The sequence below is a fragment of the Comamonas sp. NyZ500 genome (assembly GCF_016772095.1).
GTDB lineage: Bacteria > Pseudomonadota > Gammaproteobacteria > Burkholderiales > Burkholderiaceae_C > Comamonas > Comamonas thiooxydans.
Genome location: NZ_JAEIJE010000003.1, coordinates 271,288 through 284,081, shown reverse-complemented (window position 1 = coordinate 284,081; position 12,794 = coordinate 271,288). Strand labels below are relative to the sequence as shown.

8 protein-coding genes are annotated in these 12,794 nt (G+C 63.7%); 6 read left to right on the top strand and 2 right to left on the bottom strand.

Annotated features, from left to right (window positions below; translation table 11 throughout):
• From JAO85_RS06995 to JAO85_RS06970, 6 genes are all read left to right on the top strand, one after another.
• Positions 1-1,245 (top strand): TolC family protein (locus JAO85_RS06995; RefSeq protein WP_237734743.1); only part of this gene is annotated, 1,245 nt, incomplete at its 5' end.
• 15 nt (positions 1,246-1,260) lie between these two features.
• Positions 1,261-2,589 carry an efflux RND transporter periplasmic adaptor subunit gene (locus tag JAO85_RS06990; protein ID WP_202787774.1) on the top strand — a complete coding sequence of 443 codons (1,329 nt, stop codon included), beginning with the start codon at positions 1,261-1,263 and terminating at the stop codon, positions 2,587-2,589.
• A gap of 162 nt (positions 2,590-2,751) precedes the next feature.
• Entirely contained in the window at positions 2,752-5,874 is a 3,123-nt protein-coding gene (locus JAO85_RS06985) for an efflux RND transporter permease subunit (protein WP_202787773.1), read from the top strand.
• 228 nt (positions 5,875-6,102) lie between these two features.
• Positions 6,103-6,276, top strand: coding sequence for a hypothetical protein (locus JAO85_RS06980; protein WP_177340937.1), 174 nt, complete (start codon positions 6,103-6,105; stop codon positions 6,274-6,276).
• Positions 6,277-6,301: 25 nt separating this feature from the next.
• Complete coding sequence (locus tag JAO85_RS06975) at positions 6,302-8,536, top strand: phosphocholine-specific phospholipase C (protein ID WP_202787772.1); 2,235 nt, start codon at positions 6,302-6,304, stop codon at positions 8,534-8,536.
• Positions 8,537-8,611: 75 nt separating this feature from the next.
• Entirely contained in the window at positions 8,612-9,943 is a 1,332-nt protein-coding gene (locus tag JAO85_RS06970) for a D-serine ammonia-lyase (protein ID WP_087865382.1), read from the top strand.
• A gap of 13 nt (positions 9,944-9,956) precedes the next feature.
• On the opposite strand, the gene JAO85_RS06965 is transcribed toward JAO85_RS06970, so the two are convergent.
• Positions 9,957-11,219 (bottom strand): sorbosone dehydrogenase family protein, encoded by a 1,263-nt coding sequence (locus JAO85_RS06965; protein WP_054073762.1) that lies wholly within the window; start codon positions 11,217-11,219, stop codon positions 9,957-9,959.
• 14 nt (positions 11,220-11,233) lie between these two features.
• On the bottom strand, positions 11,234-12,781 hold the full coding sequence (locus JAO85_RS06960) for an FAD-linked oxidase C-terminal domain-containing protein (protein WP_054073763.1): 1,548 nt from the start codon (positions 12,779-12,781) through the stop codon (positions 11,234-11,236).
• Positions 12,782-12,794: the final 13 nt, after the last annotated feature.

The window sequence follows — 12,794 nt, the reverse complement described above, 5'->3', positions numbered from 1 at the left end:
GCAGCAACAGCAGCAACAGCAGCAACAGCAGCAACAGCAGCAACAGCAGCAACAGCAGCAACAGCAGCAACAGCAGCGGCAGCGGCAGCCGCCCCCATCAGCCTGCAGGCCGCACTGGCGCTGGCCATGGAGCACAACCCTGGTCTGCGAGCGGCAGCGCAGGCCCTGGCGGCCAGCGAGGGGGCATTGATCCAGAGTCGCGCCAGACCCAATCCCGAGCTGGCCTATTCGCAGGAAGACACGCGCCGCGAAACCAGGTCCATGACTCTGCAATGGAACCAGTCCATAGAGATCGGCGGCAAGCGCGAGGCCCGCATGAAGGCGGCCGGGCATGGTCGCGAACTGGCCAGGGCCGAGCTGGAGGCCGCGCAGGCCGGTCTGCGTGCCGATGTGCGCACGGCTTTTGCCAATGTGCTGGCCGGCCAGCAACGCGTGCAGCTGCACCAGAGGACGCTGGAGATTGCCCGCAGTGCCCGCGATGCCGCGGCCAAGCGCGTGCTGGCAGGCAAGGTGGCTCCGCTGGAGGAAACCAAGGCCCGCGTGGCCGAGAGCAGTGCCGAGCTGGCCCTGGCGCAAGCGCGCTCCGGTCTGCGTGTGGCACGTCAGCAGCTGGCGGCGCTGTGGGGAGCGCAGCCTGCGGCATTTGGCAGTGCGGTGGGGGAGCTGGCGCAACTGCCTGTGCTGCCCGATGAAGGCCTGATGCTGGAAAAGCTGGAGCATTCACCGCAGATGCTGCGCGCGCAGCAGGCCGTTTTTCAAGCCAGGTCCGTCGCCGAGCTCGAGCGTGCCAAGCGCCTGCCTGACCCCAGCGTGAGTCTGGGCATGAAGCGTGCACAGGAAGTGGGACGCAATCAGCTGGTGGTGGGTATCTCGGTGCCGCTGCCGATTCTGGACAGCAACCGCGGCAATCAGCTGCAGGCGCTGCGTCTGGCCGACAAGGCCGAGGACGAGCTGCTGGCCACACGCCAGCAAATGTACGCACAGTTGCAGCAGCAACGCGAGCAACTGCAGTCCAGCCGGGCCCAGGCCGAGCAACTTGCACAGCAGGTCCTGCCGGCAGCCGAGTCCGCTTACGAAGTCGCAGCCAAGGGCTTTGCCCTAGGCAAGTTCAGCTATCTGGAAGTGCTGGATGCCCAGCGCACGCTGGCCGAGGCACGAAGCCTCTATCTGGAGCAGCTGGTGGCAACCCATCAGGCGGCTGCGGACATCACCCGCCAACTGGGCGATGTGCCCGGTCTTGAGTAAGAACAAGCACATATCATGAATTCCACATCCCCTAAGCCCCGCCGCACGGCGATTGCCATCGCCATTATTCTGGCGCTCGGCGCGGCCGCTGCAGCAGCCATTGTCTACGGTACGCAGCCGGCGGCTGTCAGCGCTGAAGGCCACGGTCACGGTGCTGCAGAGAAGAGTCATGCCCATGAAGAAAACAACGGGCATGAGCATGACGAAAAAGAGGGGCATGACCATGGCAGAGAGCCTGGGCATGAGCAGGCAGCAAGCACCGGAAAACCCGCAGCCAAGCCCGAATCCGCTCATGCCGATGATGAGGATGAAGGCCTGCTCAAACTCGATGCCGAGCGCGCCAGGGCTGCGGGCGTGGCGCTGGCCGAGGCCGGCCCGGCGTTGATAGCCAGCATGCTGCAGTTGCCGGGCGAGATTCGCTTCAACGAGGACAGGACGGCTCATGTGGTGCCGCGGGTGGCGGGCGTGGCGGAGAGCGTAGCGGCCAATCTGGGGCAGGTGGTGAAGAAGGGCCAGTTGCTGGCCACCCTGACCAGCCCTGCGGTATCCGAGCAGCGCAGCGAGCTGATGGCCGCGCAAAAGCGTCTCGCACTGGCGCGCACCACCTACCAGCGCGAAAAGCAGCTGTGGCAGGAAAAGATCTCGGCCGAGCAGGACTACCTGCAGGCCCAGCAGGCACTGCGCGAGGCCGAGATCGCGTCCGCCAATGCGCAGCAGAAGCTGGCTGCAATCGGTGCCGGCTCAGGCTCTGCCGGGGCGCTGAACCGCTTCGAGCTGCGCGCGCCCTTCGATGGGGTGGTGGTGGAAAAGCATCTTGCCGTGGGCGAAGCCGTGCAGGACAGCACGGCCGTGTTCACCATCTCCGATCTGCGTTCGGTCTGGGCTGAAATGAAGGTGGCCGCCAGCGACCTGCCCTTTGTGCGCGTGGGCGAAAAGGCCACTGTGCATGCGACGGCCTTTGAATCGAAAGCCACGGGGACGGTAGCCTATGTGGGCGCATTGATAGGGCAGGAAACCCGCACGGCACCGGCACGCATCACCCTGGACAACCCGGATGGCATCTGGCGTCCGGGCCTCTTCGTGAATGTGGATCTGACGGCATCCAGCCAGAAGGCGGCGGTGACGGTGGCCAGTGCGGCCATCCAGAAGATCGACGGCGACAAGCCCGTGGTGTTTGTGCCGGTGGACGGCGGCTTCAAGGCGCAGGCCCTGAAGCTGGGCAAGACCGACGGCCAGAACACCGAAGTGCTGCAGGGCCTGAGCACAGGCCAGCGCTATGTGAAGGACGGTAGCTTCGTCCTGAAGTCCGAGCTTGGCAAGGCAACAGCCGAGCATGTGCACTGATTAGCCACCCACTGAGGCGCGGCGCGCCTTCCCGTTGCACGGCGCCTCCAAGGGGGACGACACCCTCGCCTGGGTGGCCCCGCCGCGAGGCGGCTCTTGCTCGGTGTCTCTGGTTTGGATTGCGCCAGTGTGACAGGGCAGATGAAGATATTTGGAGTTTGAATGTTTGAGCGCATCATCCGCTTTGCGATTGCCCAGCGCTGGCTGGTCATGCTGGCCACGCTTGCCCTGGTGGGCCTGGGTATCTACAACTACCAGCGTCTGCCCATCGATGCCGTGCCCGACATCACCAATGTGCAGGTGCAGATCAATACCTCGGCTCCAGGCTATTCGCCGCTGGAGACCGAGCAGCGCGTCACCTTCCCCATAGAGACCGTGATGGCCGGCCTGCCGGGGCTGGAGCAGACCCGCTCGCTGTCGCGCTACGGCCTGTCCCAGGTGACGGTGGTATTCAAGGACGGCACGGACATCTACTTTGCACGCCAGTTGGTTAACGAGCGCATGCAGCAGGCGCGCGATGCCCTGCCGGCGGGTGTCGCGCCTGCGCTGGGACCTATCTCCACGGGGCTGGGAGAAATCTATCTGTGGACCGTGGAGGCCGATGAGGGCGCCACCAGACCCGACGGCTCGCCCTATACCCCCATGGATCTGCGCGAGATCCAGGACTGGGTCATCAAGCCCCAGCTGCGCAATGTGGCGGGAGTGACCGAGATCAATTCCATCGGCGGTTTCGCCAAGGAATATCTGGTGGCACCGCAGCCGCAAAAGCTCGCGGCCTATGGTTTCACGCTGGCCGATATCGTCGCGGCGCTGGAGCGCAACAACGCCAATGTGGGCGCCGGTTATATCGAGCGCCAGGGCGAGCAGTATCTGATCCGCGCACCGGGACAGGTGGGGGGCATTGCCGATATTCGCGAAGTCATCGTGGGCTCGGCGCAAGGCCAGCCGATTCGCGTGCGCGATCTGGCCGATGTGGGCCTGGGCCGCGAGTTGCGCACGGGAGCTGCCACGGACAACGGACGCGAAGTGGTGCTGGGGACGGTGTTCATGCTGATTGGCGAGAACAGCCGTGCCGTGGCGCAGGCGGTGCATGAGCGCATGCAGGTGATCAACAAAAGCCTGCCGCCCGGCGTGAAGGCCGTGACGGTGTACGACCGCACCAATCTGGTGGACAAGGCCATTGCCACGGTCAAGAAGAACCTGATCGAGGGAGCAGCGCTGGTGGTGGCGATCCTGTTCCTGTTTCTGGGCAATCTGCGGGCAGCGCTGATCACGGCGCTGATCATTCCGCTGTCCATGCTGTTCACCTTCACGGGCATGGTGCAGATGCGCGTCAGCGCCAATCTGATGAGCCTTGGGGCGCTGGACTTCGGCATCATCATTGATGGCGCGGTGGTGATCGTGGAGAACTGCGTGCGCCGTCTGGCCCATGCCCAGGCAGCAGCAGGCCGATCATTGACCCGCAGCGAACGTTTCGAGGAAGTGTTTGCGGCAGCCAGGGAGGCAAGGCGTCCGTTGTTGTTCGGTCAGCTCATCATCATGGTGGTCTATCTGCCCATTTTTGCGCTTACCGGTGTGGAAGGAAAGATGTTTCACCCCATGGCGCTGACGGTGGTGATCGCGCTGCTGGGTGCCATGCTGCTGTCCATCACCTTCATCCCTGCCGCGATTGCGCTGTTCATGGGCGACAAGGTGGCCGAGAAGGAAAACCGTTTGATGGAGTGGGCGCGCCGTGCCTATGCGCCGGTGCTGGACAAGGTCATGCATGCACCAGCAGTGGTGTTGACGGCGGCCAGCGTCATCGTTGCCCTGAGCCTGCTGCTGGCCACGCGCATGGGCAGCGAGTTTGCACCCAATCTCAATGAGGGCGACTTTGCGATTCAGGCGTTGCGCATACCGGGCACCAGCCTTACGCAGTCGGTGCAGATGCAGATGCAGATCGAGAGCGAGCTCAAAAAGCAGTTCCCTGAAATCGAGCGTGTGTTTGCGCGCACCGGCACTGCAGAGATCGCCTCCGACCCCATGCCGCCTAATATTTCGGATGGCTACATCATGCTCAGGCCGCGTGAGCAATGGCCCGATCCGGCGCGCTCGCGTGACGATCTGCTGGCTGCCGTACAAGAGACCGTGGAAAGGATTCCGGGCAGCAACTACGAGTTCTCGCAGCCGATTCAGCTGCGCTTCAACGAGCTGATCTCGGGCGTGCGCAGCGATGTGGCCGTCAAGATCTTCGGCGATGACATGGTCCAGCTGGAAAAGTCCGCGCAGGCCGTAGCCGCCATGCTGCAAAAGATTCCTGGTGCCTCCGAGGTCAAGGTCGAGCAGACCACGGGCCTGCCCATGCTCACGGTGCAGATCGACCGCGAAAAAGCCTCGCGTTACGGTCTGAACATGGGTGATGTGCAAGATGCCATCAGCACGGCTTTTGGCGGGCGTGAAGCCGGCACGGTGTTCGAGGGAGATCGACGTTTTGCCATCCAGGTTCGCCTGCCCGAGGCCATGCGCAGCGATGTGGACAGCATAGGCCGCCTGCCGATTGCGCTGCCGCGCGGCGGCGACGGGCGTCTGGGCTTTGTGCCGCTGTCATCGGTGGCGACGGTGGAGCTGGCACCGGGGCCCAATCAAGTGAGCCGCGAGGACGGCAAGCGCCGCATCGTTGTCAGCGCCAATGTGCGCGGGCGAGATATCGGCTCCTTTGTGGCACAGGCTCAGCAGGAACTCGAAGGTGTTGCGTTGCCTGCAGGTTACTGGACACGCTGGGGCGGAACTTTCGAGAACCTGGAGTCGGCCCGCCAGCGCCTGATGGTCGTGGTGCCCGTGTCGCTGGCGCTGGTGTTCACGCTGTTGTTTGCCATGTTCGGCAATGTACGCGACGGTCTCATTGTCTTCACCGGCATTCCGTTTGCCTTGACCGGCGGGATTGCGGCGCTGTGGCTGCGCGGCATTCCGCTGTCCATTTCGGCGGCCATCGGTTTTATCGCCCTATGCGGCGTGGCCGTGCTCAACGGCCTGGTCATGATCTCCTATATCCGCAGCTTGCGCGAACAGGGCATGGATCTGGAACAGGCCGTGACCGAAGGGGCGCTCACGCGTCTGCGTCCCGTGTTGATGACGGCCCTGGTGGCATCGCTGGGCTTTGTGCCCATGGCGATTGCCACGGGAACGGGGGCCGAGGTGCAAAGGCCGCTGGCCACGGTGGTGATTGGCGGCATTCTCTCGTCCACGGTGCTGACGCTGTTGGTGCTGCCGCTGCTGTACAGACTCGGTTACCAGAAGCGCCAGTAGCCGTGCAAGCGCCAGCGTTCTGACTGGCGTTTCGATGTTTTCTGCACAGGGCCGATGCGAATGCATCGGCCCTTTTTGCATGGCGCTTCGTGCCGGGCAAGGCTTGCGAATCTTGAGCGCTGGCCCGATGCGAAGAAACGTACTGAAACACGGACGTCATCGGGATGACACGAGCTTTTCCTAGATTCTTGCCGGTCGAAACCTGTCGACATCAAAGCGAAAGACTCCATGCAATACAAGCGTTTGATCAAGGCGCTGGCGCTCGCCTGTCTGACGGCCGCCACGCTGGCCGCCTGTGGTGGCAGCGATGACAGCCCGCCTGCTCCCACAAACCCGACCAATCCCACGACCCCCACGACCCCCACCGAGCCGGCCAAGCCGGAGATGCGCTGTGCTCCCTGAGCGCGGTGACAGACAAGGCTTCACCATGATTTCGCGACGCAACCTTCTGCAGGCCGGCAAGAACGCCGCCTTTTCCGCTGCCGCACTGGCGGCCTTTCCGCCCAGCATCCGCCGTGCGCTGGCCATTCCGGCCAACAATGTCACAGGCACGGTCATGGACGTGCAGCATGTGGTGATCCTGATGCAGGAAAACCGCTCTTTCGACCAGTACTTCGGCACACTCAAGGGGGTGCGCGGCTTTGGCGACCGGATGACGATTCCCGTGCCCAACGGCCGCAAGGTCTGGCAGCAGGAGCGTGCCAACGGTACGGTCATCACGCCCTACCATCTGGACGGAACGGCCAACAACGCGCAGCGCGTTTCCGGAACCCCTCATTCCTGGCTGGACAGTCAGCAGGCCTGGGACAACGGCCGCATGTCGCGCTGGCCCGTGGCCAAGACGGACACCTCCATGGGTTATTTCAAGGAGCAGGAGCTTCCCTACCAGTTTGCGCTGGCCAATGCCTTCACGATCTGCGATGCCTACCACTGCGCCATGCACACCGGCACCGACGCCAACCGGTCATTCCACATGACAGGTACCAACGGTGCCATACCGCAGAACGTGGCCTTCGTGAACAACGAGTGGGATGCCATCAACGGTGTGCCCAGCGACGCCAACACCGGCTACACATGGAAGACTTATGCCGAGCGGCTGCAGGAGGCCGGGGTGAGCTGGATCAGCTACCAGAACATGCCCGACGAGTGGGGCGACAACATGCTGGGGGCGTTCCAGAACTTCCGCAGAGCGAATCTGGCCTCCGGCTTTCCTGTCTCCAGCGGCGGCGCGCCCAATGCGCCGTATACCAACACCGGCCAGGCCTTGCCCTACCACGCCTATGATGCGGCCAGCGACAACGCTGCCAACCCGCTGTACAAAGGCGTGGCCAACACCTTGCCCGGCAACAAGCCCGAGGAATACCTGGACGCCTTCAAGCGCGATATTCGCGAAGGCAAGCTGCCCCAGGTGTCCTGGGTCAATGCACCGTCCATCTATTGCGAACACCCCGGCCCATCCAGCCCGGTGCAGGGCGCCTGGTTTCTGCAGGAGGTGCTGGACGCGCTGACGGCCAATCCCGAGGTCTGGAGCAAGACCGTGCTGCTGGTCAACTTCGACGAGAACGACGGCTACTTCGACCATATGCCTTCGCCCTCGGCGCCATCGCAGAACGCCGACAAGACCTATGCAGGCAAGACCACGCTGCCGGAGGCCGATCTGCAGGCCGAGTACTTCACGCATGGCGCGCCGGTCGGCAGCCGCAGCCAGCCCGCCCCCGATGGCCGTGTCTACGGTCCCGGGCCGCGCGTTCCGCTGTATGTGATCTCGCCATGGAGTCGTGGCGGCTGGGTCAACTCGCAGGTATTCGACCATACGTCGGTGCTGCGTTTTCTAGAGGCCCGCTTTGGCGTGAAGGAACCCAATATCAGCCCGTTCCGTCGTGCGGTATGTGGAGATCTTCTGAGCACCTTCAACTTCAAGACGCCGAACAACGAGACCCTGCCCCTGCTGGCCGGACGATCCACACGTGATGTCGCCGACCAGCTGCGTGCCGATCAGCAAAAGCTGCCCGCCGTGCCGGTGCCGCGCGATATGCAGCTGCCTTTACAGGCGGTCGGTACGCGTCCCTCGCGGGCCTTGCCCTACGAGCTGCACACCAGTGCGCGCTGTCAGGCCAACAGCCAGGTGGAGTTGGTGTTTGCCAACACCGGTACACAGGCGGCCGTCTTCCATGTCTATGACCGCTACAAGCTGGATCGCACGCCGCGTCGCTATATGGTGGAAGCGGGCAAGACGCTGTCCGATACCTGGGATGCCGTGCGCGACAATTTCGGCAAGTACGATCTCTGGGTGCTGGGCCCCAACGGTTTTCACCGTCACTTCAAGGGTGACCTGAATCGCCTGGGCAGTACACAGGCTGCCCCCGAGGTGCGTGTCTGCTACGACATCGCCAATTGCAATGTCTATGTGGATCTGATGAACAAGGGCGCTCAGGCTGCGGTGTTCACCATCACACCCATGGCCTACCTGAGCGACGGTCCATGGACGGTTAGCGTTGCCGCTGCCGCCAGCGCCGAGAGGCATTGGGAGCTGAAGGCCAGCGGCCAGTGGTATGACTTTGCCGTAACCTGCAACAGCGATCCGGCGTACTACCGGCGCTTTGCCGGCCGCGTGGAAACCGGTCAGCACACGATCAGCGACCCGGCCATGGGCGAGGTATAGCGACCATGCGGCGCCTTTGCTGACCTGTCTGGCACGCACCATTGGCCCTAATATGGCGGTCTTGTATGACGATGGATGCCTGCCATGACTTTCCCCGCACTGCGCGACCTTGTTGAAGACCTGCGTCATGCCCGGCCCGCGCTATGGGCCGGGCGCAGCGAGGGGGCTCGGTCCACGCACTCTATAGACGCAGCTCAGGTTCAGCAGGCTGTACAGCGTTTTGAACGTTTTGCACCCTTGCTGGCGCAGCTGTTTCCAGAGTTGCAGGCGTCTGGCGGACGTATTGAGTCGGCGCTGCTGCACGTGCCGCAGATGCAGCAGGCTTTGCAGCTGCCCGAGCAACTGGGTCGGCTCTGGCTCAAGGCCGATCACAGCCTGCCAGTAGCGGGCTCCATCAAGGCACGCGGTGGCGTGCATGAGGTGCTGGAGTATGCGGAGCAGATCGCTTTGCAGCATGGCCTGCTGGCCGATGGCGACTATCTGCAACTGGCCTCCGATGCTGCGCGTGCGGTGTTTGCCAGCTACCAGGTGGCGGTAGGCTCCACGGGCAATCTGGGCCTGTCGATTGGCGTCATGGCTTCGGGCCTTGGCTTCAAGGCAACGGTCCATATGTCTGCCGATGCCAAGGAGTGGAAAAAGCAGCGCCTGCGAGCCCGTGGCGTGAAGGTGGTGGAGCATGCCGGCGACTATGCCCAGGCCGTGGCCGCAGGCCGCGCGCTGGCCAACCAGGATACGCATTGTCACTTTGTGGATGACGAGCATTCGCTTTCGCTGCTGCTTGGCTATGCGGCGGCGGCTCCGCACCTGGTCGCGCAACTTGCAGAGAACGGGATTGCCGTGGATGAGACGCATCCTTTGTTTGTCTATATTCCCTGCGGCGTTGGGGGTGCACCCGGCGGCGTGGCGCTGGGTCTGCAGCAGGCATTCGGCCCGCATGTGCATTGTTTTTTTGCCGAGCCCGTGCAGTCGCCCTGCTTCATGGTGGAGATGCTCGCCGGTGCTGCAGCGCTGCCTGGTCTGGAAGCCCATCCTTCGGTCTATGAGCTGGGCCTGAACAACCAGACCGAGGCCGATGGCCTGGCAGTGCCGCGTGCATCGGAGCTGGCTGCCGACGTGGTGCGTGGTTTTCTCGGCGGAGTTTTCACGGTGCAGGACGAAACCCTGTTTCGCCATCTGTGCCTGTTGAAGGATAGAGAGGGGCTGCAGATCGAGCCATCGGCCGCAGCGGGCTTTAGCGGTCCGCGCGCCCTTTTGGAGAGTGTTGCGGGTCAGGATTATCTGCAGCGTCAGAAGCTGCTGCCGCACATGGCAAACGCGACGCATATTGTCTGGACCACGGGCGGCCTGTTTGTCCCCGACGAGGAGTACGCGAGGTTTCTGGCACGTGGACGCGATCTGCTGAGCTGAGCACCTTACCTGGTTACCTGGGTCTTGGCGCCGTGCCCGCTTCACTCATCAGCATCAGCAGGCTGCGGTTGAAGTCCTCCACCACCAGCAGGCGGCCCGCATGATCGAGGCCCATGCCCGTGGGGCGCCCGCCGGGGCGCAGACCGGGCCTGGCGTCCCAGTTGCTCAGCCATTGAATGGGTTTGCCAGAGGGCCGGCCCTTGTCGTCGCGCGCAAAGCCCACGAGGCGTTGACCGTCTGCGCGCTGGCCGTGCCAGGCCACCAGCAATTGCCCGCCAAACGCGCTGCCCACAGGCGTGGCCAGCATTTGCAGCGGAGCCACGTGGGCGGGCCAAAGCATATGCGGTGCCTCGGTCTTGCTGCAGTCAAAGCGCTTTTCATAACCCTGTGCGTTCTGGCGTGCGCCTATGCAGTAAGGCCAACCGTAGTCGGCACCCGCGCGCAGCAGGTTGAGCTCCTCCGGCGGTTGCCTGGGGTCGCGGTAGTCGATATTGTTTTCGCCTTGCCAGACGGTGCCTGCCGCAGGGCCGTCGGGCATCACGGCCAGCGCCATGGAGTTGCGCAGGCCGCTGGCAAAGGGTTTGAATTCCTTGACGGGCTGCTTGCCGGCCTGCAGCACCATGCGCCAGACGGCAGCGCGCGGCATGGCCGCGCTGCGCTCGGGGCAGGGCACGGCTTGCTTCTGGTCTTCACCCCGGCAGGCATCGGTGGCCGATCCCATATTGACGTAGAGGCTGCCGTCCGGCGCAAACGCCAGCTCCTTGAGCAGGTGCGCACCGTCGGCCGGCAGGCCGCTGGCCAGCAACTCGGGCTGAGGTGTCTGTCCGGGTGAAGGCACTGCAGCGCGCCATATCTTGTCGGCCTCGCCGATATAGATTTTTCCGTCCGGACCGCGCGCCATGCCCGAAGGGTAGTTGAGCTTGCTCAGCAACACTCTGGCTTCGACGGCCCTGGCCGTGGTGTTGGCATTGACGGGAGTCGCCGCGTCTGGCGGCAGGCGCAGCTCGATCAGCTGGCCCACCTGGGGCATCCAGTTGCCCATGTCCAGCACCCAGATACGGCCCGGCTCAATCTCCAATACGCGGCGCGGAAAGCGCAGACCATGGGCATCGTCGGCTATCAGCCCTACGCAGGTGCCCGAGGGACTGGTGATGGCCAGGCGTGGATAGATACCGCATTTGCCGGTGGAGGCATAGCCGCGTGCATGCGCACCTGGGCTGGCAACCATGAGCAGCAGCGCAGACAGTCTCAGAATCAACCTGTATTTGCGCTGCATGGTTCTCCAGGAGGTTAAAAGCGCGGCAGATCGGGGTGGGCAATCTGTCCGCCGCGCACCAGCATCTTGCCGTACTCGGCGCAGCGGTTGAGCGTGGGAATCACCTTGCCGGGGTTGAGCAGCGATTGCGGATCAAACGCCGCCTTGAGCGCGAACATCTGGGCGTTCTCGGTCGTTGTGAACTGGGTGCACATGCTGTTGAGCTTTTCCACGCCCACACCATGCTCGCCCGTCACCGTGCCGCCCATGGCCACGCTGGTTTCCAGAATGTCGGCTCCGAACAGCTCGCAGCGGTGCAGTTCGTCGGGGTTGTTGGCATCGAACAGTATCAAGGGGTGCAGATTGCCGTCTCCTGCATGGAACACGTTGGCGCAGCGCAACTGGTATTTCTTCTCCATCTCCTGAATCGCCAGCAGGATGTCGGCCAGACGCTTGCGCGGAATGGTGGAGTCCATGCACATGTAATCGGGGCTGATACGACCGCTTGCGGGGAAGGCGTTCTTGCGCCCGCTCCAGAAGCGCAGACGCTCTTCCTCGCTTTCGCTGACGGTGATGGCCGTGGCGCCGGCGTGGCGCAGAACTTCGCTCATGCGGGCGATCTCTTCCTCGACCTCCTCGGGCGTGCCGTCACTCTCGCACAGCAAGATGGCCTCCGCCGTGAGGTCGTAGCCGGCACGCACAAAGTCCTCCACGGCGGCCGTCATGGGCTTGTCCATCATTTCCAGTCCGGCGGGAATGATGCCGGCCGCGATCACCGCAGCCACTGCATCGCCCGCTTTGCGCACATCGTCGAAGCTGGCCATGATGCAGCGCGCCAGCTGGGGCTTGGGTACGAGTTTGACCGTGACCTCGGTCACCACGGCCAGCATGCCTTCGCTGCCTATCATGACGGCCAGCAGGTCCAGGCCGGGGGTGTCGAGCGCATCCGAGCCGAACTCGACGGGCTCGCCTTCGATGCTGAAGCCTTTGACCCTGAGCACGTTGTGCACCGTGAGCCCGTACTTGAGGCAGTGCACGCCGCCCGAGTTCTCGGCCACATTGCCGCCGATGGTGCAGGCGATCTGGCTGCTGGGGTCGGGCGCATAGTACAGACCGTAGGGGGCAGCGGCTTCGCTGATGGCGAGGTTGCGCACACCGCACTGCACCAGGGCTGTACGGCTGTAGGCATCGACCTTGAGGATTTTGTTGAATTTGGCCAGCGACAGCGTCACGCCCATGGGGTGAGGCATGGCGCCACCCGAAAGCCCGGTGCCCGCGCCACGTGCAATGACGGGCGCTCCTATGGCGTGGCAGGCCTGGAGCACAGCCTGCACCTGAGCATAAGTCTCGGGCAGGCAGACCAGCAGAGGGCGCTGGCGGTAGGCCGTCAGTCCGTCGCACTCATAGGGCGTGGTGTCTTCGCTCTGATAGAGCAGGGCATGCGCCGGCACATGGGGGCGCAGTGCCTCCACCACCTCGGCCTGGCGCCGAGCACGCTCGGACTGCTCGGGCGGGTGGTGCGCGGCATTGGCCGCTGCGCTGGAGGTGGCGACGAGATCGGTAAAAGTGCTGGCGAACGTCATGCCTGCAAATGTA

What these genes read in the sequence shown, in the direction of transcription:
- JAO85_RS06960 (WP_054073763.1), bottom strand. Translation starts at nt 12,781, where the DNA reads ATGACGTTCGCCAGCACTTTTACCGATCTCGTCGCCACCTCCAGCGCA.
- JAO85_RS06965 (WP_054073762.1), bottom strand. Translation starts at nt 11,219, where the DNA reads ATGCAGCGCAAATACAGGTTGATTCTGAGACTGTCTGCGCTGCTGCTC.
- JAO85_RS06985 (WP_202787773.1), top strand. Translation starts at nt 2,752, where the DNA reads ATGTTTGAGCGCATCATCCGCTTTGCGATTGCCCAGCGCTGGCTGGTC.
- JAO85_RS06970 (WP_087865382.1), top strand. Translation starts at nt 8,612, where the DNA reads ATGCCTGCCATGACTTTCCCCGCACTGCGCGACCTTGTTGAAGACCTG.
- JAO85_RS06980 (WP_177340937.1), top strand. Translation starts at nt 6,103, where the DNA reads ATGCAATACAAGCGTTTGATCAAGGCGCTGGCGCTCGCCTGTCTGACG.
- JAO85_RS06990 (WP_202787774.1), top strand. Translation starts at nt 1,261, where the DNA reads ATGAATTCCACATCCCCTAAGCCCCGCCGCACGGCGATTGCCATCGCC.
- JAO85_RS06975 (WP_202787772.1), top strand. Translation starts at nt 6,302, where the DNA reads ATGATTTCGCGACGCAACCTTCTGCAGGCCGGCAAGAACGCCGCCTTT.